The organism is Pseudoalteromonas sp. US3C1013 (assembly GCF_048401115.1).
GTDB lineage: Bacteria > Pseudomonadota > Gammaproteobacteria > Enterobacterales > Alteromonadaceae > Pseudoalteromonas > Pseudoalteromonas undina.
Genome location: NZ_CP183076.1, coordinates 351,303 through 375,435, shown reverse-complemented (window position 1 = coordinate 375,435; position 24,133 = coordinate 351,303). Strand labels below are relative to the sequence as shown.

The following is a 24,133-nucleotide window of genomic DNA, read 5'->3' as shown; positions in this document are numbered from 1 at the left end:
AATTTAAGCAAAAAACCACAACTTAATTTTTATTCTAAAAAAGTGAATTAAAATTCATATTTTTATTTCCATCAACAAAACTCCCTGATATTATTAGCGCTCATTTATTAACGTACTAAATCTAACTGGGATCAATTTTTATGTTTAAACCAAGCCTGTTAACCTTGGCTGTATCAAGCGCACTGAGCGGTGTATTATTTAGCGGTAATGCAACAGCACAAGAGCAAATTATTGAAAAAAATAAATCGCTTGAAGTTATTGAGGTTACAGCAACACGTCGAAGTGGTTCTATTCAGGCTGCGCCTCTTAACATTACTGCGCTTGATGCCGATGTAATGAAAGACCAAAATATCAGCGAATTAGCCGATGTAGCGCGTTGGGTGCCAGGTTTAACAATTACTGATCAAGGTGGTCGCTCTGGCTCACCTATTATAGTTCGTGGATTAAATACAAATTCATCAGGCCCTTCATCAGATGGCGGCACGGTAGCCACTTACATTAACGAAATTCCAGTATCGGTAGATATGCGCCTTGTTGATGTAGAACGAGTAGAAGTACTTATTGGACCGCAAGGCACATTGTATGGCGCAGGCACATTGGGTGGCGCTATTCGCTACATGCTTAAAGAGCCTGAGCTTGATTTCATATCAGGTGAAGTATTTGGTGATGTTTTTCAAACTCAAGAAAGTGATTCGGTCGGTGGCGAAGCCGGTTTTATCTTCAACTTACCATTGATTGAAGACAAACTGGCGGTACGTACCAGTTTAAATATTTATGAAGACCCAGGGTTTATAGACTACGCCTACACCGTTCGTGAACCAGGTGTGTCGATCACCGACCCTGATTGGACAAACCTTGATGCAGTAAACAGCAATCTTAAAAATGTAAAAGACGCCAACGGTGAAACCACCACAACTGGGCGTATTTCATTGCGTTACAAGGCAAACGAGTCATTCGAAGGCACATTAAACTACTTCTATCAAAAGCAAGACACCGAAGGCCGCTCAATTGTTCATCACAATAGCCTTAACGGAAATAATGGTTTAAATGATCGCATCGGCAAATACGAGTCAGCGTACCGTTTTGAAGAGCCACGGGAAAAAGAAGATCAATTACTGAGCCTCGAACTTAAAGCCGACTTAGGTTTTGCCGAACTGGTATCAGCTACCGGTATTTCACACTTTGAAGCCGATGGTCAACGCGACCAAACTGACCTTTTAATTCGTTTAGACTATGGCTACGAGGAGTTTCCTTCGTTTTCGGCATTTACCCGTGAATTAGACGAAGTCGATACCTTCACTCAAGAGCTACGTTTGGTCTCACAAAGTGATAGCGATTTAAACTGGATTGTTGGTGGTTTTTACAATAAAACCGATACCGACGCATCAAGCAGAGAGTTTACGCCAGGCTTTGATCAGTTCGCAGTTGATAATTTTGGTGGCGCACAACTTAGACCTGACTCTTTAGAGTATTTAGAAATTACTGGCAGCAAAGTCACTGAATCAGCACTTTTTGGTGAAGTAGGTTACCAAGTAACCGATAAACTCGACATTACTATTGGCGCGCGTTTTTACGAATACGACGTAGAATCAAAAGCGGCCTTTGACTTCCCATTAGCAAATACCTTGTATGAAGGTGCAGCACCTGATGCAATTTCAGTTAACTTTGAAGAGAACGAAGCCGGTGATAACGGTAATCTGTTCAAATTTAATGCTAAATACCAATTTACAGATTCAGTAATGGCGTATGCAACTATAAGTGAAGGCTTTAGAATTGGTGGCTCAAATGGCTTAGTGCCTTGCCCAACCCCTCTACCTGAGGACCAACAAACAGGCTGTGGTACACCTGATGAAATGCTATACGATGCCGATACAACCACCAACTATGAGCTAGGCTTCAAAAGTACTTGGATGAGAAGCCAGCTTCACTTTAATGCTGCGCTATTCAATGTAGATTGGGATAACGCACAAATCGCCGGTGCAACAACAGTAGGCCAATTACCTTACTTATCAAATGCTGGTAGCGCAAATGCGAAAGGGATTGAAATTGCCACGCGTGCAATTTTATCGGACTCGTTTACTGCCTATGCAACTTATGCCTATACAAAAGCAGAACTAACCTCAGACGCTCCGTATTTATTTAATGCCGATGGCACTAATGGCGCGAAAGATGGCGACCGTTTACCGGGCTCACCTGAGCATCAGTTCTCTATGGGTATTAACTACCAAACAGACGTTTTAAATGATAAAACCCTTGATATTAACTACGGTTTAACTGCACAAAGTGATGTAATTTCAAAAGTAGGCCTACGTGACAACGGTGAAGCACTCCCAGGTTATAGCTTAAGTAATATTTCAGCTAAATTAACCGCCGATGCGTGGTCGACTACTTTATATGTAGATAACCTATTTAATAAATATGCGGTTACTTCTGTTCGTCGTTCAGATGCGGATATTACAACAGCCAATGGCGCAGACATACAACGTAACTATGGTTACTTTATTAATCGCCCGCTTACTGTTGGCATTAAATTTAACTATCAGTTTGAAATATAATTAAGCGACAAGTTTGAAATGTAATTAAACGATAAGTTTAAGTACAATCAAGAGGCTCAAATTAATTTGAGCCTTTTTATTTTGTAAGTACATTATTTATAAGAGTATTCATGCAGCCAAACTTAAAGCAACTACACCAAAGCGCTATCAACAACTTAAACCAAGGCAATATTCAGCAAGCGCATAAAGCACTGGTTGAACTGGTAACACAAAAGCCAGACTTTGCTGATGGCTACTTTTTGCTCGCTATGGTTAATTTACAGGTTGGCCAAATTTACAAAGCGATAAAGCTAATTGAAAAAGCATTAAGCTTTACCCAGTCTATTGAATATACAGCGCAACTTGCCAAGTGTTACGCCCTTACTGGCGACTTACAAAAAGCAAAAAACACTGCCCTTAGCGTTAAGCTGAAACATATTAGTAAAGCACTGGATGCCGATACATTAGGCGTCGCGCTCACCCAAGCAGGTTTACATCAGCATGCTGCTGACTACTTTACATGCGCGTTAAATATAGCTGCGGCAAGTAACAGCAGCCAACCGCAGTTTTATTATAACTATGGAGTATGCGCTAAGTTTTTAGGCCAGTTTGATAAAGCACAGCAAGCGTTTGAAAATGCCATTGCACTGAACCCGATTCATCATCAAAGTCATTTTGCCTTAGCCGATTTAACTAAAGTCACCGAACATAATAACCACATAGCGCGATTAAAAAATATATTCGAACAGGTCAATCATCCCGACGCTAAACTGCATATAGGTCATGCGCTGGCAAAAGAATATCAAGACTTAGGAGAGTTTTCAGCAGCCTTTACCGCGTTACAACAAGGTAAAGCAGCAAAACTCGCTAATAAGGCGTTTGATAACCAAGCGTCTGAGGCTTTATTTGCACATATAAAACAGCTCGGTGATAAATACAAAAACCAACAAACAGCTGGCAACCAAAGCAGTGAGCCAATTTTTGTATTAGGCATGCCGCGCTCTGGCACCACATTAGTTGAACGCATTTTATCAAGCCACAGCGACGTACAATCGGCGGGCGAGCTGCAAGACTTTGGCCTAAGTGTAAAAAAACTTAGCCAAACGCACACGCCTCAAGTACTCGATATAGACACCTTAAGCCAAGCTTACCAGCTTGATTTTGCAAAACTTGGCAGCACTTATCTTGAAGCAACGCGTGTTGTAACCGGCAGTCATAAACACTTTATTGATAAACTACCGTTTAACTTTTTTTATATTGATTTAATTACCAAAGCCCTGCCAAACGCCAAAATAATTTGCCTACTTCGCGACCCCATGGACACCTGTATTGGTAACTATCGTCAGCTATTTACTATTAATAACCCCTACTACGCGTACTCCTTAGACTTACTCGACACCGCTAAATTTTACAGCCGCTTTTATAAACTGATGCAGCACTTTAGCGCCCTGCACAGCAATATTAAACTAGTAAAATACGAAGAGCTCATCGCCGCACCAGAGCAAAAAATAAAAGAGTTAGTGAGCTATTGCGACTTAGACTGGCAACCACAGTGCCTTGATTTTCATTTAAACACTGCACCGGTATCAACCGCCAGCAAAATGCAAGTGCGCCAACCGCTTAACAACAAAGCCATAGGCCGCTGGAAAAAGTTTAAACCCTATACCAATGAAGCGCAGACCCATTTAGTTAATGAAGGAGTGATAGGTTTAATGAAATAACAACAAATGTTACGTGGGCGGGTAGTTCAGTGTGATTAATTTGAAAGTTACCGGATGGATATAAATTTTTAGGTTGAATGTATTTGGGGGTTTTTCTCTGTTAACTTACCCTCTTCCACTTAAGGAAAAACCCAACGCTACCATAAAAAACTAACAAAAAGTAATACACCAATTACTACAGCAGCTATAAATAAGTATTTACCAAGCTTAGCATTGTGTTTAAGAGATTCTTGGTGTTTAGCCTTAAGTATAAGTAATTGTGCTTCGTTTAAATCGGAACAATGCGTACATTTATCCAAAAACTCAGAATAATACAGTTCACACCTATCACATCGTTTTTGTTTAGGTTGCTTAGATCTCCATGATATGCTCATATCTAGAGACATTATAACTGCCACTCAAGAGTGTTAGTGTACTCAACCTTAACCAGCCTACCACTTAATAACGCAGGCTTAAATCTCCATAGCTTTAAAGCCCGTAAACCTTCCTTTTCAAATACACCTTTTGGGGCAGATTCAATTACTTCAACTCTTTCTAACGCTCCAACTTCATTCACTATTGCTTTGAATTTTAAGTAGCCCTCTACGCTATTTTTAGCCACATCTTCAGGATATTTTGGTTCAATCTTCACAACCCATTTAGCAGGTGAATCTGTTTGTGTATTGGTATACACAGTACTTGAATTTGCCGTTTTATCAGTACTATTACAACCAACCAGTAAAAGAACTAAAAATATAGTTATGTACTTCAAAGGCTACTCCTAAAAATATGCTCAGTAAAATAAACAACTAGTGGTTAAGTTTACTAAGGTGTGCAGCAACACGAAACAAGACCAACTATTATGCATTCAATAATTTATGGCCTTGTTATATGTACTATTGCATTAACAAATCAGATAAAAACTTTATACTATTTATTTCAACTTTACCGTCAGATGACTGCAAACCTAATTGAATATGAGCTAATCCTGTATCAAAGGTTACAGGTACCTGATAAACAGCATATGTCACACTTGAGCTACCAACTGGAGATAACGTTTTCCAATTTTGCAACTCTGCTTTACCGACTGATTGAAATACACCTAATTTAGCAACCTTTTTTACGTACAACTCCCATTGCTCTGAAGTTGCACTAGTGTAACCTTGTTCAGACATTAGCTCTTTAAAAGGAGTCACTTCCCACGTTGTTAACTTAGGGATTGCTTTTACAATAAAAGGCTCAAAGACGGCCTCTTTATCAACAGTATTTATGGATGCAACAACTCCAATACCAATGAAAAATATAACAACACTTAAAATTCCAAAACCTAGATATTTGAAGAATTTCTTCACCATAACTCCTTGTACATACAACCGCTTTATCAGTTAACACTTTCCACATTCCAGCGTGAAAATGCCCTTATTTTATTAACATATATTAATAACAAATAGTGTAAGTTATTACCAGCTATAAATTTTATGCTTAATGTAGGTTATTTCGCTATGTAAAAAAGGGAGGGGTTCTTTTTATTCTTACTAAGTTAAAAACGACTCACCTGAATGATCGTTCATCGCTCTTTGCCGAAGTATGCCTGTGTGCTATGAGAGGACATTGAGCACCATAGTCACTTGTTAGCAGTTTATGCTACCAGCCTCTAGGCTGACATTTTTAATAAAAACAAACCTAACCCTCCAAATAATGTTAGAAAAACCACCAACATGATTATTAACGTTTTAGATTCACCTAGAGATTGCATTAACCCCATTTCAGTAGGTAATAATTGATCAAGTAAACTTGGCTCTTTAATTTTATTATTTTGCTCTTTATCCATGATACAAACTCCATATAAGACTAATACTGCTAACGCCTCAAGCAGCGGCGCGCGTTAGCGCGTCCAGCCCGAAGGGCGATACTGCCTTGATTTGTTAGGTGATTACCCACGAGACACCCATTCTGAGACAATAGACTTTGCAAGCGTGAATTCTGGCAATTTTGTATTAGTGGCTATAATTCTCTCCGCCTCGGGTAATTCAGTATTTTTCAGTTTGCACCTATTGAAGTAGCTTTTAAGCTTTTGTTGATGTCGCTTGATAGGCCTATCAACTCCAGCTAAAACCCAATACACGATATTAACCAATGCAACTTCGTGCTTGTTTTCAAGCCTTAAAATATTCGCCATATCTTCATGGACGCTAGCGTCAAGCGCTAGAACTTGGTTAGCCGTAAAGCCTGATCGGTTAGCGTGCTGCATATAGAATGATTTTTGTTCTTGATAAAACCCCCAAGCCTTATCATATTGCATCTCTTTAACCGCAGCCTTAGCCTTATGACCGGCCTCAGCTGCTTTGCCAAGAAAATCATTTCTTTGAAAATCGGCCATTACCTCCTGAGCATAATTTTCAAACTCTAAGTCAGGCTTTGGTTTTTTCCTTTTGAATATGCTGAACAATCCCATTCGATCACCTAACGCCGCAAATAAACGGCTAAAAATAGTGGGCTATAATTTGTGAGGTACGAACAAAGCCCACTGTTTTTTGTCCGCACTTTTAATTTACTTTGTTATACTGCGATTTACACAATACATTTTGATTAGCGCCACTACCATACAACTTTAACCTTTCTGTACCACCTGTTTTTTCAAAAAACTCTTGTAACGTAATTTCCTTTTGCTCGTAGCTCATTAGCTGCCAGAAACCGTAAAAACCTTGGAACCAAAAATAATAGAACACAGCTCCGACAGCTAACAGTAAATATACAGATTTACCTACTTTTTGTTTGTACTTTATGCCGCAATAAAAAAACCAAATACAGCTAAATATTGCCACAATAAAAAATGCAGAGAAAGGAGTTATTACAGTATAGGAGTTACTCCAAATAGAGCTTAAACAAGTGAAATTTCTGCCTGACACTATTGAGAAGGTCAAAGTAATTTTAAAAAAGAAATACAACAACACGGTAATGAACACCGCATATAAGATACCACTTCCCTTGCTTTCTTTTTTATTCAACGCTTGACCTTACAAAGCAATATAACATCCCAAGCAACGCAAAATACGAACGTTTTGGCGCAGCCAGTGAGTGGTTTTCCGATGACTTGGTTTGTTAGTTTTCAATTTTGTCAGCAATTCTACCATTAATAAATAGTATTCCATTTTTTACAAGTACATCTCCATTCCAGATAGAACCATAGTATGTATCATCAAGATACAAGTCCTTCTCATACTTCCCAACGATCTTTAAAATATGTATCTTCTCGGAAGTCCCGAACTTTATCGTATGGGTTAAGGGCGAGGGAGAGCTTTTACCAATAGTTTCTATAGGAATTAATTTTTCACTATATGGTTCAATGATTGTTACATCTAAACCTGGGTGTATTACGTGATACTCAAACGAATCATCAACCTTTTTTCCTTCATCAGCACCAGTAACTCCGTAAATACTTGCACATCCAGATACAAACATGATTAAGCTAATACAAAATAGTCTCAAAATTGACCCCATAAATTTCCTTGAAAACTAACTTTTAAATAAGGGCGCAGGCGCGTAGGGCATAATGGCGCAGCCGCCCTGCGTGTTTGCGTCCCAGCCCGCGCAGCGGGCGTGCTTAATTTTTTTGTTATGTTGCGTGTTAAAAAAGAGCATACCAGATAAAACAATAAAAGATGAAAACGCCGATAGCTTTGAAGAATTCCAATCTATTAATTTTGTCACTTTTGGTAGACGTATAACCAAAGTGAACAAATACCATGGCCATCACTAATGGCAAAAGATAAAAGAACATTCCAGTCAGGTATATCTTTTGGGATGGGGCCCTAGCTTGAATAAGAATAGACAGTACATAAGAGAAGAAGAAAAGTTGAACCGCTAGGTACTTTGAAAAACTGCCTAAGGCCAGCGCAAGTTTATTTTGCATAGAAAATGTCCTTTTCCTTCAAGCCACATAACTTTTAAATAAGGGGCGCATACACGTGGGCTATAATGCGAAGCAGCCCATGTGTATGCGTCCCAGCGAACGCAGTGAGTGACTTAATTTTTTTGTTATGTGCCACGCTTATTTGATACACCATGATTCTAACTGCTTCTTATTTCTTATAATTTTAGGGTGCATTGTGCACAGTAATTCCACTTCTGATACGGTGTAATTCGTTTTTGAGGCTAAATAGGTTGTAGGAAGAAACTTGCAATTGTGTTTTTCTAAACCAGTTTCCAGAGTTTTAAAAACTCTCGGGGCCTTACAAAAGCGACGGTTAATCCACTTAAAAAGTGAAACACACATCAACACGGCCACGCCAGCAACAAATGCAACGATGACAGAGTTGTTACTAAGCGTATTTATAAACTCCATTTTATCCATTACCTTTAAAATAGATTAATAATCAATTCCTTGCTTTCCACCCTGACACTTTGGGCATTTACGTTGGAAAATATCTGTGCCGTTCGCACCATAAATATTACCGCAACCCGGTGACAAACATTCCATCTTGTATGAGACGGAATTATGATCCGAGCCTTTTAAGCCACGAGTACCATGATTTTTTTGATTATTCGAATTGATGTAACCAATTTGTGTTGTTTTAGCTGTTCCACTAACCCACATTATTCAAATTCCTCTCTGGCACATAACGCCTTAATAAACGGCGAAAAATAGCAGGCTAAACTAAGCGAAGCATGAGCGCAAGCCTGCTGTTTTGCGTCCACTGTTTAATTAACTTGTTAGTTTTCGTTATACCAATTTTCCCAAATTTTAGGAGCGGGGTATTTCAATTTATATGCTTGAATATCGTCTTTACTTGCGTACTTTAAATAAACGCCAAAATAATCGATTAGATACTCTTCACCTGTTCCCATTCGCCAAAATATATTGCTAGGTTCATATTCAGGGAATTTTTCCCAAGGAGGTAAAGGAGGATTCGCTTTGAGTTCACTTTCAAACCTTTGCTGAAGCATGGCTTCCCAATCCTTTTTGTGCTTTAGATAGGCTTCCCAATCTTCAGCCGAAACTCCTTCAGGTGCTCCTATTTCATTTGAAGCCATAGTTGTCCCTGCAATCATAAACAAACTTAAAAATATAAAACGAATCATCATAAGAAAACTAACGCTTACATAAGCGGAAAAATATAGTTGGCTATAATGTTTGAGGAACGAAAAACAGCCAACTGTAATTTTTCCGTTTGATGTTCTTGTTAGCCAGAATTAACGCACTAATCAACTGATTGTACTTGGAATAACCTCATACAATTTCTACCAATTTTTTCTTTACCGCTGCAACTAAATTGTGCAACATCAAATTTAACCAAAACATTAGGATTATTACATTCAGGGTTAGTGCAATTGACGGAAGCGTTTTCAGCAGGACTGTTAAAGTAGGATGTTTCTAGTCTCTCACAATAATTATATTCAGTAACTTCGATTTTCTTATTAGGCATGATTAATCCTTTCTTTGCTTTATGGCTAACAATTTAATAGTGCGCTCATCGCGCATATTTCTTCCGACGCTACGCTCATTTTTCTACATTATATAGTTTTAACAAATTACCTAAGGTATTACTATCGCAAAGTTTTCTAAAGTTTTTAGGTAAAGTTAAATGAACCAATATGCGCGCAGCGCTCATTTTCATGAATATATGCGCAAAGAGCAGTTTAACCAATCAATTAACGACGATATTTAGCCAATCTCAATGGCTGGTTTTCGCTCTTTACCAAATTTTACTTAAGCGCAGAAGACATTGTAATCTTGCTAGTTATTTGTGATAACAAACTCGTGGTAGCCTTCTGTTTCAGGAGGATCAACTTTATCAACACGCACAACGTTTAATTTAGCAAACAAACTATTCCAAAATTTCAACGCTGAACTATCGTTTAAATGAACTGCTACATGCCACTGATTTGTTTCAACAGGCATCAAGTTTTGAATAACAAATTTGGCAATGCCCTGTTTTCGATATTTGGGTAGAATAAAAATATCAGCCAACTCAGGTATTTCTTTGCCAACGATCTCAGTTGGTTCTACGGTAGCAAAACCAGCAATTTGGTTAGAAACGAGTACAAGATAAATAATGCAGTCTTCCTCACCACGCACTACACATTCTAAATATTCTTCATCAATATCATAGCAACCATCTGAACCAACATCTTCTAAATCAAATATACTCTGATGATATTGGTAAAACTGCCACAGCATTTTTATTGCAGCGATATCGGTTGATTCAGCTTTTCGTATTGTAGTGTCCATTTTATACCTATTTCCTTATGTGTGGTTCGACATTAGCTTTTACTAAAGAGAAGAAGGTTCGCTAGTAGTTATCTTTAAAAAAACATCATGTTATTAAACGGTAACTACTCAAAAATAACAACAAAAAAACTTTTAAGAATGGATTGAAAAAGCCGCCAACAAGCTGATAGTCAAGCGAGTAAAACTTCACATCACACATAAAAACTCTGACTAACAGCTTCTCGCTCTTTGTCTAACTTCGCAAAAGTGTCAACTTTAGTTATTCAGGACTCTCTCGTTTATGCTTAAAAAGTTGTCGAAAATATGACAAGGTGGGCTTTGTACGATATCACAATAACGTGGTCAAAGAGGTTAGCAGGCAAACACAAGTGAATGGACGAAGTGCATATTTTATTCAGGCGCTTAAATGTAGAAATACCATTGTTAATTTAATAAGATAGGCTACAAATTTAGAACCTTAGTTTCTGTTAGCTTAAATTATTGAGTCGACCGTAACTCTTACCTCTGCGATCGAAGATGATATTTAAATTTACCAAAAACTGGCTCTCTCCGAATTTTGTTATGGTTGTTTTGTTCTCAATAATATCCATGATCTCTACCTATTACTTACATGACTCTGAGTCTGTAAAGGTAAAGGCTGCTTTGTTTGTTTCTCCTTTTTTCTATTTAACAGGGCTCTATTACTTTTTGCATTTATTAACAACTCCCAATGAAATTACTTTAGGCAACAACAGTATCGAAATTGATGGGAAAGTTTATTCGTTAGGCTTAAATACTAAGTGTCGTGTTTTATTTAATAAAGCATCACAGGCTGAATTCGAAATAACCATAAATAATAAAAAGACCGTAACAACGTCTTTTTTTTATAAATGTGATTTTAATGAGGAAGAATTTATCAGCTATTACATTGATAATGAATATGTGTTTGCAGGCTCAGTGGTATTTAATTAATGTTTAGTATCAAGCTTCCTTTAGTTTAATACACACCTGTCGGATCCCGTTGATAGTACTAATAGAACTAAATTAGGTTTTGCAGTGACGAGCTAAACCCATCCTTATGTGACTCATACCTATATGCTAAGTTTTGATCTAATAGTCAAAAACTCAGCACGTAAATTAAGGGTTATTGCTCATCAGCATCGCGAATGCGTTCTTTACGTTCTTGCTCTTCATCAAAGGCGGCTTGAATTTCGTCAAGTACTGAGTCTACATCTGCAGCTTCGCTGTCGTCTTCAAATTCGCCACTGAGTTTTGAGTGCGGGGTTAGGTTAGCATCTGCAAACAATGCCCACATTTCTTTGGCGTATTGCGTGTGTAATAACGCAGGTGCAAATTGCCCATAATAGCGGCGCATGTTATTTACATCACGGGCAAACATGGCTTCTGCGCTATTATTAGCAGAGGCGTTAACCGCTTGGGGTAAATCAATAATTACTGGGCCATTGCTATCTACAAGTACGTTAAACTCCGATAAATCACCATGAATAATCCCAGCGCACAGCATTAATTTGATGTAGTGTATCATTAATGTATGTTGCTCAATGGCTTGTTGCTCGGTTAAATCAACCGCGCCAAGTTGTGGTGCAACATCGCCTTCATCATCGCTTACAAGTTCCATTAGCAATACACCGTCAATGCAGCCGTAAGTTTGCGGTACCCGAACACCTGCTGAAGATAAACGCGAGAGTGCGTCAACCTCGGCATTTTGCCAAATTTCTTCTTCTAATTGACGGCCATAGCTTGAACGCTTACCCATAGCACGGGCTTGGCGCCCGCCTCGCACTTTTCGTCCTTCTTGGTACTGTGCAGCTTTTTTAAAACTGCGCTTACTGGCATCTTTGTATACTTTAGCGCAGCGAATGTCATCGCCACAGGCGACTACAAATACATCGGCCTCTTTACCGCTCATCAAACGGCTGATCACTTCATCAATAAAACCATCATCAACTAATGGCTGTAAGCGTTTAGGTATTTTCAAACGACACCTACTAAAAATACAGGGCTGGCTTTTTGTTTTGCTATGTGGTTCAAACGAGGCATACCTTTGGGGATTGAAGAAAGTTATAAATTATTAGTAAACTTTAAAGTTACATTTAATGACTAAATACGCAGCTAGAATAAGCGACTACACAGAAAAAGCCAACCGCCTTTTGTGCTTTTTAAACATTATTGAACAAGAACCGAGATAAAACCAAAAAACGAGTACGGTTTAGCGTACTCGTTTACTTTGTATTATTAAAAAGTGTTTAGAACTGCCACACCAAAGACGCCCAATAACGGCGACCATCTTCAACATAACCATACTCTTGCTCTGTGATCTCTTTATCAAGCAAGTTGTAAATTCCAGCACCGAGTTTAACGCTGTCACTTAACTGATAATTAGCACCTAAATTGGCAATGGTATAATCAGGAGCAATTAAACTGCTTTGTGAAGGCCCTGTCGTTGGCTGGCTTTCTTCACCACGATATTGCACGCGTAACCATCCGCCTAACTTATCTGTTGGACGCCAATTTAAAGACGTTTGTAAACTATGTTTTGGTAGCTGATTAAGTGGGCTCCCCTTATATTCACCGGTTTTTTGCTCTGAGTCGGTATAGGTATAACTGGCACTCACATCAATTTCAGTTGAAATATCGTAATCTACTGATAGCTCAACACCTTGGGTTATGGCTTCATCCACATTAATGTAGGTAGTTGGCATGGAGCCAAACTGATTTGGGCCATCTGTGCACTGCGTTAATGGGCATGCTATACGAGTTATTTTGTCATCAAATTCATTATAAAAAACGGTTGTCGATATACTTAAATCGCGTCCAGAGTCATAGTAAACACCCATTTCATAGTTCACTGATTGCTCAGGCTTTAAGTCAGGGTTACCATAAATATTACCGCCACGACTCACTTGGCCCCACTGCGCAGTAGATTGGCGAATATTTGGCGCACGGAAACCCGTTGATATGCCGCCTTTGATGGTGATCGCTTTAGATGCGCTATAAACACCGTATAAACGTGGACTCCAATGACCGGCAAAATTGCCATCATGATCGTAACGCAGGCCTGCGGTGAGCTTAAAGTCATCCGTTGCTGCCCATTCGTTTTCACCAAAAACAGACCATTGTTCGTTTTCTACATGGGTTAAGTCGCTAATTTTATTACTTGTATAATCATCCAATGACTCTTTTAAATAGGTCGCACCAAACGTAGAGTTATGCTCACTAAATAGCGGTAAACTCCAAGTTGTTTGAATGTCGGTATTTTCGACAAACATTTCACGTGAGTTATTATCAAACTTATCGTATTTAATGTAACTACGCGACGAGCCAAAGTCATAAAAACCATTGTGTGACATAGAGTATGTTTGTTGCTCATACTCAGTAGTTGCTGATTCAGGGCAGCCACGTCGACCACAGTTTTCTCCTGGAGCAAGCTCGGCAACTGTTTTGCCGAGGGTTTCATCTAATGTTTGTTTTGCCGAGCCAAGTTCAAACATTAATTCATGACTATCATTAGGTGTTAATGTGAACTTAGCTTTTACATTACTTTGTTCTTTGCCTCGAAATCCTGCAGTAAAATCATCTTCATTTCGCTTTGAAAATTGACCGTATAATTGCACGCCCAAGAGATCTGGAATAATGCCACCAGAAGTGAAAAAGCTGGCTTGGTTTATATCACCTGACTGGCTTTGCTCTTGAATGGTGCTGTCTAAACGCAGTTCTCCATACCACTGCTCTGGCGCTTTACGGGTAATAATATTGATCACACCACCAATAGCATCAGAGCCATACAACGACGACATAGGGCCACGTATTACTTCAATACGTTCAATCGCTGAAATTGGCGGCGTCCAAGCACCTTCTACCCCCGGGCCATCACTATTTGGTCGTGTTTCTCTTGAACTTTGGCGTTGCCCATCAATTAAAATAAGCGTGTATTGGCTTGCCATACCACGCAAGCTAATATCTTTTCTGTCACCTCCGCCAGTCACTATTACACCCGGGATATCAGCCATTGCGTCGGTTAAGTCACGATAAAAGCGTTTTTCTAGCTGCGCTCTGTCGATAACACTAATACTTGCAGGTGCCTCTTTGAGCATTTGTTCGTAACCAGAAGCAGTGACAACCATTACTTCCATATCTTGTTTTTTTTCATCAGCAAAAGCAGGGTTAGCAATTGCAAAAGTACTTAAAATAAATGCAGTTACCGGCCTTAACTTACAACTTACCGTGTTCATGATATTTCTCCGTGACATTTAGCTTGTAAATGATAATAATTAGCGTTTGCGATAATAGTGAGAAGTTCCCTTTCTCACAACGTTATTTTTATTAAAGCTAATTTAAGTAAGGCTTAACGGTATGAGTGATAAGTTAACTAAAACCCTGAATATATTTGTTCGCACAGTACAAACGGGAAGTATGAGCAAAGCTGCCGCAGACCTTTTAATGACAACCTCTGCAATTAGTCAGCAAATAAAACAAATAGAGCAAGATGTAGGTTTGAGTTTATTTAATCGCAGCCCTCGGGAATTAACGCTTACCGAGGCCGGTGAGCTGTATTATCAAAGTTGCTTACAAATGCTTGCCGTTGCAACAGCTACATCAGAACAATTACAGCATTTACAAAATTGTCCGAGTGGGCAACTAAAACTAGCAGCCCCTGTTGGTTTTGGTGGTGGGTTATTAAGCGAGCCTGTAAAGCATTTAATTAACCAATTTAGTGATATAGATGTGCACTTAACGCTTTCTGACGAGCCGATTGACATGATCAGAACAGGTATAGATTTGGTGTTGGCGATTGGCCCTCTCGAAGACTCAAACTTAATTGCACGCCAGCTCGCTAGTTGGCCATTAATACTGTGTGTTCATAAAAATCATGCACTAGTACAGCAACCAAAAATCACACTGGATGACCTAAAAGCGCATAACCGCATTGCACATATAGCTGTTGATCCGGCGCTTACGCACCTTACCCGCGGTGAAAGCACAACACTACCAAAAGCGCGTATTGCCATTAATAATATGCAAACTGTGATTCAATTTGTTCTCGATGAGTTAGGCTATGCTATTTTGCCAGAGCCTGAAGTACGTAATTTTTTAGCTACAGGAGAACTTTTAGAAATATGCACTGATTGGCAGCTTCCCCATTACGATGTATTTGCTCTAACGCCTGCACGCGACACGTTAGCAGCAAAAACAAAAGCTGCAATTAAAGCACTTAACGCATCATTTTCAGCTATTTAAATAACCTAAGTTCAGTTTAAGGCTTGTTTATAGTTAACTAATTGCAAGCCAAACTCCTACTAGCACCATTAAACTTCCCGCAATACGGTTCATCCACTTAATGTTATTGCCTTTGGTTAAAAATAACCGCAGGCTTTTACCACCTGTTGCGTAAATCATCATACAGATAAACTCTGAGAGTAAAATAATGGCCACCAGCACCCCTAATTGCGGCGCAACACTGTATTGTACGTTAATAAAAGGAGGTAATAAGGAAATCATAAACGCCCATCCCTTTGGATTGGCAATGGCGGTTACAAACCCCTGTGAAAATAATGAATATCGGCTCACGGCTGTTGTGTTATGCGTATCAACCGACATTTTTCCTTTCGCACGCCACATATTAATGCCAATGTAGATTAAATAAGCACCACCTAGCCACTTTAAAATATCAAATGCACTGGGGTAATTAAGCATAACATTGGCTACACCTAGCACCGCGGCTACCGCAACACTGGCAACACCTAATAGCTCGCCAATCATCATCCATAAAGTTCGGCGCACGCCTATACTCATGCCTAAAGTCATGGCCAGTGTCATGCACATACCCGGAGTAATAGACACAAAAAAGAACGTAGGAACAAATACCGCAAGTGCAGCTACATCAATCATTTAAAGCTCGCAATAGGTTAATAAAATGGTGTTAATTATGAATGAAAGGGTAAAGGAAAAAAGCCAAAGGTGAAATAGCTTCCGATAAATTAGAAGTAACAGCGTCGAGACTCGGGCTAAGGGCAACGAGCTTAACCCGAGGCCCGAGACCCGTAGCTCGAAACTCTTAGCAAATTAATTTACTGTTGTTTCAGTGTCTACTTCGTTATCACTTAGCAAGTACTTATCAAGCCACTGCTCTTGCTCCCACAGTACATGTAATAAGCTTTTACGGGCACGGTAGCCATGAGCTTCGTAAGGAAGCATCACTAAACGCGCTTCTTTACCCAAGCCTTTAAGTGCAGCATACATACGTTCACTTTGCATTGGGAAAGTTCCCGAATTCGGATCTTCTTGACCGTGGATCATTAACATAGGTTCGTTAATCTTCTCAGCATGGAAAAACGGCGACATGTTTGCGTACACACTTTGTGCTTGCCAAAAATCACGTTCTTCACCTTGAAAACCAAACGGCGTTAATGTGCGGTTATACGCACCACTTCGGGCAATACCAGCCTTAAATAAGTCGCTATGCGCTAATAAGTTAGCCACCATGAATGCACCGTAAGAGTGCCCTGCAATGGCGATATTATTTTTATCAGCAATACCCTTTTCAACCAGTACATCTACCGCTGCTTTGGCGCTAGAAACCAGCTGTTTTCTAAAGTGATCATTTGGCTCACTACCATCAACACCTACAATCGGCATTTTAGGATCGTCAAATACCGCAATTCCTTTAGCTAAATAAGGCATTGGGCCCCAGTAACCTATGTAGGTAAATTCGTATTCTGATTCGCGTACTTGTGAAGCAACCGCTTTATCTTTATATTCAAGTGGATATGCCCACATCAGAACAGGTAAAGGCCCTTGTGTTTTGTCATACCCTGGCGGTAAATAAAGCGTACCTGAAAGCTCAACACCGTCATCGCGGGTATAACGTAATTGCTCTTTAGTCACCCCTTTAAATGCTGGATACGGATGCTCAAATTGGGTCAGTTGCGTTAAGCTATCTTTATCTAAATCGCGAATAAAAAAGTTAGGCTGCTGCGTTTTAGATTCACGAATAGTAATAATACGCTTACCTTCATCGTCTAATAAAGCTCGCACTCGCTCGTAGTAAGGTGCAGCCGATTGCCATACTCGCTTAGTGCTATTTGTTTTTACATCATATTGATCTAAAAATGGAATATTTCCTTGCTCAGATGCACCGTTTCCACGAAGGTAAATGTAACGTCCGCCTACGACTTTTATAACACGCGTGCCTAAGTCGTTTCGTTCATATATGGCACTACCTGGATCTTTATAGGCATCATTGTAGCTTCGCTCTGAAAATAACACGCGGTTACTATCAGCATTACGTGGTTGAATTACATAAGTGCGCACTTGTCGGTCACTAAAGCGCCAATCACTTAGCATGGCAATGTTGTCATTACCCCATTGTATGCCTGCAAAACGACGCTCTACTTTGGCAAATAATTTAGGGTCGCGTTTAAACGGTGCACGTAAACTATAAAGGTAATCATGATGCGCAACCTCAGTTTTCATATCGCCGCCATCTTGCGCTTCGGCCCAAATAACCTCCGCGCCCTGATCGGCTCGCCACTCAAAATCACGACGACCAGTGCGAACACTGTCATACCCTTGAGGAATGTTGTCGGCAAGGGGTTGCTTTGCCAGCTCGACTAATGCATATCCACGCATTCCCCATATTTGCCATGTAGTTGCAAAACGGCTGTAAGGGACTTGATACGAAAATGGCTCGTCGATGGTCGCGACTAAAATATTGGTTGAATCAGGCGAAATTGAAAACGATTTAAATAAGCCAGCACGGCCAATTGGCTGTGCTTTACCATCAAGCGTGATATACGCTAATTGACCTTGACCATAAAATTTAAATTGTGCTTCATCAAATGGGCTGGTTAATAAGTTTTGATAAGTACGCGCTGGGGCTTTTTCACCGCTACTTTGTTGAATAACCGGTACTGTGCTTTGGGTATCATTGGTTAATCTGGGTTTGTCTAAGTTAACCGCTAAATTCGCCACAATCGCTGTGCTATCGGGTAACCACTGATAAGGTGTAGCGGTTAATACTGAATTTAGTGCAAACTCATTTAACTGCTTTGCTTGCTTGGTTTTAACGCTATAAACCCAAAGCCGTGCGTTATCCGGTTGTTCAACAATAAACGCTAAATACTCGCTATTTGCTGACCAGCGAGGAGAGCGAATGATCCCCTGCGGCAAATTATTTACGTTAACCACAGTGCCACTTTCTACATGCTTAAGTTCTAAAGCACTGTATTTGGCACTTACCCGTGAGCGTGAAAAATTAGCTGGGTTGAGCTTGATCCCCGCAAGCTTAAATTCTTCTTTTGCCAGCTCATCAAGCGACACAACACGCTTGCGTTCAAACAAAGCCAGCCACTGTCCATCAATTGATAAAGAACTAGTTGGTGCTAACTTAGCATCTACGAGTGTAGCAAGCGCTGGTGAAGGGGTTTGATATCCTTGCTCTGCATAACTTGCAGGCAATAAAACAATGCAGCCTACCAAGGCAATTAACAGCCTAAAAGCATTCATGTTTTCATCCTTTTTATTGTTAAATATTACCGGATATATAAACACGTTTTGCACCATTCATAAAGTGTTAAGCTAAGTAATGACTTAAGTAGCCTGAATACGCTAAAATACACGCCTATTTACTCAACGCTAAAATCGGTTGTTTATGTCCATTAATTTGCAGCATTTTAGTTTTTCGAAATCATACTCTGCTTTTTAAATACCGTTACAGCTTTTAAAAATATACCACTGTGTTTGAGTCTGTTTTTCCATCAAATAATTAGAGAATCTAGCCAATGAAAAAAGTGCTGGTAATTGGCTATGTATGGCCAGAGCCCAATTCATCTGCTGCAGGTACGCACATGATGTCGTTACTAAATGCGTTTAGGGCGCAAAACTGGGATGTTGAGTTCGCCACGCCCGCACTGCCTACCGAACACATGGTTGACCTTGCCGACTTTGGTATAACTAGCCAAAGCATCGCTCTTAACTGCGATAGTTTTGATGACTATGTTAAAGCTTACAACCCCGATTTAGTGATGTTCGATCGTTTTATGATGGAAGAGCAATTTGGTTGGCGCGTAGATAAGCATTGTCCTAATGCACTTAAGATTTTAGACACCGAAGATTTACAATGCCTGCGTAATGCACGCCATGAGGCGCATAAAGGTGAGCGCGAATTCAACCACAGCGATTTACTATCAGACATAGCTAAACGTGAAATAGCCGCTATTTTACGCTGTGATCTCAGCTTAATTATCTCAAGCTATGAGATGGAACTACTCAATGAAGTGTTTAAAGTTGAGCCTAGCGTGTTGCATCACTTACCTTTTATGGTTGATTTAAGTGCCTTACCTGAGCAAACTAAATCGTATCAACAACGCCAACACTTTATGACCATTGGTAATTTTAGACATGCCCCAAACTGGGATGCGGTACTCTATTTACAAAAAATTTGGCCGCTTATCCGCAAACAACTACCGCAGGCAGAATTGCATATTTATGGGTCTTACCCACCGCCAAAAGCCACCGCACTTAATAATCCTAAAACCGGCTTTTTAATTAAAGGTTGGGCCGATGATGCGTATGAGGTAATGCAAAGTGCGCGTATTTGCTTAGCTCCTTTGCGTTTTGGGGCAGGTATTAAAGGTAAACTTTTAGAAGCCATGATCATGCAAACCCCAAGCATCACCACGCCTATTGGCAGCGAAGGTATGCACAGCACGTTGCCGTGGCCAGGTGTGGTAACAGCAGATGTGCAAGCTTTTGCAGATGCCGCAGTCTCTTTATACAACAACGAGGCTAAATTTAGTGAAGCACAAGCCGCTGGCGGCCTTCTGCTTAATACTCTGTATGACAAAGTACAGTTAAGTGCTCAATTAATTGAAAAAATCGACTCAATAAGCAGTAATTTAGATGCTCACCGGATGAAAAATTTCACGGGTCAAATGCTCAAACACCATACCATGCGCAGCACACAATATATGTCGCAGTGGATAGCAGAAAAAAATAAAAAATAACATTAAAAATCACTAGACAGGCGGCGATTTGTGTTTAAAATCGCCGCAAATAAACTTGGGCAATTTTAGCATTATTGCCTATATTTTTAGCTTAGTTATTTAATAGTTGGTTCAAAACAAATTTGAAAACCGCAACGTTTACTGAAAAACGCAAATTTATCGTTAAATTGGGCAAAATGCTCCATAAATACGGTACACCTGCCTATCGCTTAGAAGCCCACTTAATGGAAGTGGCGACTTATTTAGATCTTAAATCATCGTTTGTTATGTCGCCCACGTCGGTTACCTTTGTTATTTGGACCGATGGCCATGAAGATGAATATACCCATGTTGCCCGCGTTGACCCTGGCGATCACGATTTAGGTTCACTTGCCGATACCGACGACCTAGTTAATAAAATGCTTAATGGTGAGCTCACGTTGCAAGAGGTTGATCAGCAACTTGATATTATTTTTGATGCCCCAAATCCTTATAACAGAGTGCTGACAGGCGTTGCCTTTGCCACCTCTGGCGGCGCATTTGCAATGCTTATGGGCACCAGTTGGAATGATGTTCTGTGGTCTGGGTTATTAACCTTTATTGTATACTTATTTGTATTGTGGTCGGCCCGTTCGAAACGTGTGGCTCACATGCTTGAGCCATTAGTGGCAATAGTGTCGGCTATTCTTGCTTGTGCTATTAGCGTTCATTTAGATGCACACATCAACATTCGATTAATTGTGCTTTCTGCCATTATTGTGTTTATACCCGGTTTAGCCCTTGCACTTGGCCTTGCTGAACTCGCAGCCAGACATTTAGTATCGGGCACAGCTCGCGTTATGGACTCATTTATGTTGCTGTTTAAGCTTTATTTTGGGGCTTTTATTGGTCTTGCTATTGGCTTTGCGGTCTTTGGGCAAGCCGATTTCGTTCAACCAGAGCCGTTACCAAAGTGGACTGCATGGCTCGCTATTTTACTTTTATGTAGTAGCTTAATCGTTATTTTTAGAACTAAGCTTAAACATGCAATCTGGTCTATTGCCTCAGGCTTTATAGCTTATGGCACCAGTATTGGGCCTGCTATATATTTAGATTTAAATTACACGTTAGGCACCTTTATTGGTGCATTTTCAGTCGGTGTATTTAGCAACTTATTTAACCGTGTTGCCAATGCTCCGGCCTCTATTGTAGCTATGCAGGGATTAATTGTATTAGTGCCTGGGAGCAAAACGTATATTGGTTTAAACTCACTAATTGAAGGCCAAGACTTTGTTTATGCAGATCATATTGGTCAGCAAACGTTTTTAATTTTCATGTCGCTCGTGGCCGGGCTTATTTTTGCAAACGTGGCACTTCCTCCTAAAAAGAGTCTATAACATTAAGCGCGGTTTCACACCGCGCTATAGCATTATTGCCTTCATTAAACCCCCTCTTTTGAGGATTAATCGCATTTTTTAGTATATTAAGAACACCTTGCTATAATGGCTGAAATCTAATAAAGCAAAGGAAATAACAATGCTAAAAACTAGCTTAGCGATAGCAATTGGGCTTTCAAGCTCACTTGCATTTGCGCAATCAGCAATTACTGTTGAAGACATTCCAAAAGTAAAATCGGTAATACAAACAACCGTTAGCCCCGATGGCGACAGTGTTGCATTTACCCGTTCGTTACCTCGCACGCTTTACGTTGATGAAAATGGTAGTAATTACAGTGAGCTTTACGTTGTTGACGATAAAGGTGTTGAACGCCCTTTTATTACCGGTTCAGTTAATATTAAAAGCCTACAATGGTCAAACGACAGCAAAACAATTTACTTTTTAGCGAAATTAAAAGACGACAAATATACTTCGCTTTACCAAATACCTGTTGATGGCGGCCAAGCACAAGCGGTTATGTCATTAAAAGACACATCTATTTCAAGCTATCAGTTAAGCCCTGATAACAAGCAAGTCGCTATTTTAGCAATGCCTGCTGCTGATAAGTCAGAAAAAGAACTTAAAAAACTTGGCTTTAAAGCAGAAGTGTACGAGCAAGGCCTTAAAAACAAGCAGCTTTTTATTGTAGATTTAGCTAAAGCCGACAAGCCACTTACTCCAACCGCACTCAATGTTGATAGCTACGTGAGTGACGTTAATTGGGCTGCGAATGGTGAAAAGCTTCTGGTTAAAACTCAACCTACCGCACTGATTGATGATAAATACACAAAATCGATGTGGCACCTGTTTGATATTGCCAGCAACAAAGTTACCTTATCGTTTAAAACTGAAGGTAAGCTAGGCGATGCCGAGCTTTCGCATGACGGTAAATACATTGCTATTTTAGGTGCTGAAGATAAGCACGACCCTGCAACTGGCCGCTTATTTATTGCCGATACTAAAACCGCCGAAATCACTGAATGGTTACCTAACTTTATGGGCCACGTTGTTGACTTTGAATGGTCGCATAAACGTAACACACTTAACTTTATTGCCAATGTTGGCACAGAAAGTTTTGTTGCGAGCATTAAAACCGGCTCTAATAAATACAAAAAATTAGTCAAAGAAGGTAAATTTATTGCCTCTCAGCTAAGTGTTTCTGATTCAGATAAAACCCTAGCACTTCGTGGTAACACGGCAAAACACCCTAACGAAGTCTTTATTGTGCGCAGTAACAAGGCAAAACGTTTAACTGATTCAAACAGCTGGTTAAACGACAAACGCTTTGCTAAACAAGAAACAATTACCCTTAAAGCGCGTGACGGTGTAGAGCTTGATGGTGTTCTAGTTTACCCACTCGATTATGAAAAAGGCACACGCTACCCACTAATTATGTCGGTACACGGTGGCCCTGAAAGTCATGATAAAAACGGCTGGGTAACTAACTACTCGCGTCCTGGTCAAATGGGCGCTGCACGTGGTTACGCAGTATTTTATCCTAACTACCGTGGCTCAACAGGTAAAGGCGTAGATTACTCTAAACTGGGTCAAAACGATTACGCAGGTAAAGAGTTTGACGACCTAGTTGATTTTAAAAATCACCTTGTTGATATGGGATTAGTTGATACTAAACGCGTGGGTATTACCGGTGGCTCTTACGGCGGTTATGCATCAGCGTGGGGCGCAACAAAGCTAACCGAGCACTTTGCTGCCAGCGTTATGTTTGTGGGTGTAACTAACCAGCTATCTAAATTTGGTACTACTGATATTTCAAACGAAATGAACCTAGTTCATGCGCGTTCATACCCATGGGATAAATGGCAATGGTACCTAGAGCGCAGCCCAATTTACTGGGCGGGTCAATCTGAAACGCCACTGCTTATTATGCATGGTAAAGACGATCCTCGCGTTCACCCTGCACAATCTATGGAACTTTACCGTTACATGAAAGTGCAAGGTAAAGATGTTCGCCTTGTTTACTACCCAGGCGAAGGCCATGGTAACCGTAAAGTAGCGGCACAGTACGATTACAGCTTGCGTTTAATGCGTTGGATGGACAACTACTTAATGGAAGGCAAAAAAGACATGCCTGCATTTGAAATTGACCATGCAGCTAAATTAAAAGCAGTGAAAGACGCTAACAAATAAGTATTAGCTTAATACCAAAGGCCAACATAAATATGTTGGCCTTTTTGTTTGTAATGCCAGGCATGCTTAGTGGCACAGCAAAGCTTATGTTACACTCTGACTAATTACTCTGAAAATTGC

The 24,133-nt window shown here is 40.0% G+C and carries 20 protein-coding genes; 7 read left to right on the top strand and 13 right to left on the bottom strand.

The annotated features are described in order from the left end of the window. Nucleotides 1-140 precede the first annotated feature (140 nt). Nucleotides 141-2,555: a TonB-dependent receptor gene (locus ACNSN2_RS17080; RefSeq protein WP_418609595.1), complete on the top strand. Its 2,415-nt coding sequence runs from the start codon at nucleotides 141-143 to the stop codon at nucleotides 2,553-2,555. Between the two features lie 110 nt (nucleotides 2,556-2,665). Next, nucleotides 2,666-4,255, top strand: coding sequence for a tetratricopeptide repeat-containing sulfotransferase family protein (locus tag ACNSN2_RS17075; RefSeq protein ID WP_418609597.1), 1,590 nt, complete (start codon nucleotides 2,666-2,668; stop codon nucleotides 4,253-4,255). Nucleotides 4,256-4,640: 385 nt separating this feature from the next. Here ACNSN2_RS17075 and ACNSN2_RS17070 read toward each other — a convergent pair whose 3' ends face one another. The 9 genes from ACNSN2_RS17070 to ACNSN2_RS17030 form a co-directional block, all read right to left on the bottom strand. Beyond that, nucleotides 4,641-5,006, bottom strand: a complete 366-nt coding sequence (locus ACNSN2_RS17070) for an energy transducer TonB (protein WP_262977025.1) — start codon at nucleotides 5,004-5,006, stop codon at nucleotides 4,641-4,643. A 124-nt stretch (nucleotides 5,007-5,130) separates the two neighbouring features. Next, on the bottom strand, nucleotides 5,131-5,589 hold the full coding sequence (locus ACNSN2_RS17065; RefSeq protein ID WP_010389244.1) for a hypothetical protein: 459 nt from the start codon (nucleotides 5,587-5,589) through the stop codon (nucleotides 5,131-5,133). A gap of 299 nt (nucleotides 5,590-5,888) precedes the next feature. Next, nucleotides 5,889-6,065, bottom strand: coding sequence for a hypothetical protein (locus ACNSN2_RS17060; RefSeq protein WP_171048716.1), 177 nt, complete (start codon nucleotides 6,063-6,065; stop codon nucleotides 5,889-5,891). Between the two features lie 102 nt (nucleotides 6,066-6,167). Continuing rightward, entirely contained in the window at nucleotides 6,168-6,689 is a 522-nt protein-coding gene (locus tag ACNSN2_RS17055) for a hypothetical protein (RefSeq protein ID WP_076920297.1), read from the bottom strand. A gap of 91 nt (nucleotides 6,690-6,780) precedes the next feature. Further along, nucleotides 6,781-7,242 carry a hypothetical protein gene (locus ACNSN2_RS17050; RefSeq protein ID WP_248527083.1) on the bottom strand — a complete coding sequence of 154 codons (462 nt, stop codon included), beginning with the start codon at nucleotides 7,240-7,242 and terminating at the stop codon, nucleotides 6,781-6,783. Nucleotides 7,243-7,336: 94 nt separating this feature from the next. Next, nucleotides 7,337-7,696 (bottom strand): hypothetical protein, encoded by a 360-nt coding sequence (locus ACNSN2_RS17045; RefSeq protein ID WP_418609600.1) that lies wholly within the window; start codon nucleotides 7,694-7,696, stop codon nucleotides 7,337-7,339. Nucleotides 7,697-8,947: 1,251 nt separating this feature from the next. After that, nucleotides 8,948-9,319 (bottom strand): hypothetical protein, encoded by a 372-nt coding sequence (locus ACNSN2_RS17040; RefSeq protein WP_058558386.1) that lies wholly within the window; start codon nucleotides 9,317-9,319, stop codon nucleotides 8,948-8,950. A 116-nt stretch (nucleotides 9,320-9,435) separates the two neighbouring features. Further along, the gene (locus ACNSN2_RS17035) at nucleotides 9,436-9,660 is read right to left on the bottom strand and encodes a hypothetical protein (protein ID WP_248527086.1); all 225 of its coding nucleotides are present in this window, start codon (nucleotides 9,658-9,660) and stop codon (nucleotides 9,436-9,438) included. 311 nt (nucleotides 9,661-9,971) lie between these two features. Beyond that, nucleotides 9,972-10,466 (bottom strand): GNAT family N-acetyltransferase, encoded by a 495-nt coding sequence (locus tag ACNSN2_RS17030; RefSeq protein WP_055011468.1) that lies wholly within the window; start codon nucleotides 10,464-10,466, stop codon nucleotides 9,972-9,974. A 588-nt stretch (nucleotides 10,467-11,054) separates the two neighbouring features. Here ACNSN2_RS17030 and ACNSN2_RS17025 point away from each other — a divergent pair. Next, the gene (locus tag ACNSN2_RS17025; protein ID WP_418609603.1) at nucleotides 11,055-11,417 is read left to right on the top strand and encodes a hypothetical protein; all 363 of its coding nucleotides are present in this window, start codon (nucleotides 11,055-11,057) and stop codon (nucleotides 11,415-11,417) included. Between the two features lie 172 nt (nucleotides 11,418-11,589). On the opposite strand, the gene ACNSN2_RS17020 is transcribed toward ACNSN2_RS17025, so the two are convergent. Next, entirely contained in the window at nucleotides 11,590-12,444 is an 855-nt protein-coding gene (locus tag ACNSN2_RS17020) for a PA4780 family RIO1-like protein kinase (RefSeq protein ID WP_418609605.1), read from the bottom strand. A 268-nt stretch (nucleotides 12,445-12,712) separates the two neighbouring features. Further along, on the bottom strand, nucleotides 12,713-14,698 hold the full coding sequence (locus tag ACNSN2_RS17015; RefSeq protein WP_418609607.1) for a ligand-gated channel protein: 1,986 nt from the start codon (nucleotides 14,696-14,698) through the stop codon (nucleotides 12,713-12,715). A 121-nt stretch (nucleotides 14,699-14,819) separates the two neighbouring features. On the opposite strand from ACNSN2_RS17015, the gene ACNSN2_RS17010 reads away from it, so the two are divergent. Continuing rightward, nucleotides 14,820-15,704: a LysR family transcriptional regulator gene (locus ACNSN2_RS17010; protein WP_418609609.1), complete on the top strand. Its 885-nt coding sequence runs from the start codon at nucleotides 14,820-14,822 to the stop codon at nucleotides 15,702-15,704. Between the two features lie 33 nt (nucleotides 15,705-15,737). On the opposite strand, the gene ACNSN2_RS17005 is transcribed toward ACNSN2_RS17010, so the two are convergent. Both ACNSN2_RS17005 and ACNSN2_RS17000 read right to left on the bottom strand, forming a co-directional pair. Further along, nucleotides 15,738-16,355, bottom strand: coding sequence for a LysE family translocator (locus ACNSN2_RS17005; protein ID WP_418609611.1), 618 nt, complete (start codon nucleotides 16,353-16,355; stop codon nucleotides 15,738-15,740). 174 nt (nucleotides 16,356-16,529) lie between these two features. Then, nucleotides 16,530-18,971, bottom strand: coding sequence for a prolyl oligopeptidase family serine peptidase (locus ACNSN2_RS17000; RefSeq protein ID WP_418609612.1), 2,442 nt, complete (start codon nucleotides 18,969-18,971; stop codon nucleotides 16,530-16,532). 275 nt (nucleotides 18,972-19,246) lie between these two features. Between ACNSN2_RS17000 and ACNSN2_RS16995 the strand changes: the two genes are divergently transcribed. From ACNSN2_RS16995 to ACNSN2_RS16985, 3 genes are all read left to right on the top strand, one after another. Then, entirely contained in the window at nucleotides 19,247-20,470 is a 1,224-nt protein-coding gene (locus tag ACNSN2_RS16995) for a glycosyltransferase (protein ID WP_010389254.1), read from the top strand. A gap of 122 nt (nucleotides 20,471-20,592) precedes the next feature. Next, the gene (locus tag ACNSN2_RS16990) at nucleotides 20,593-21,825 is read left to right on the top strand and encodes a threonine/serine ThrE exporter family protein (protein WP_075169987.1); all 1,233 of its coding nucleotides are present in this window, start codon (nucleotides 20,593-20,595) and stop codon (nucleotides 21,823-21,825) included. A 139-nt stretch (nucleotides 21,826-21,964) separates the two neighbouring features. Continuing rightward, nucleotides 21,965-24,013 (top strand): S9 family peptidase, encoded by a 2,049-nt coding sequence (locus ACNSN2_RS16985; protein ID WP_075169990.1) that lies wholly within the window; start codon nucleotides 21,965-21,967, stop codon nucleotides 24,011-24,013. Nucleotides 24,014-24,133: the final 120 nt, after the last annotated feature.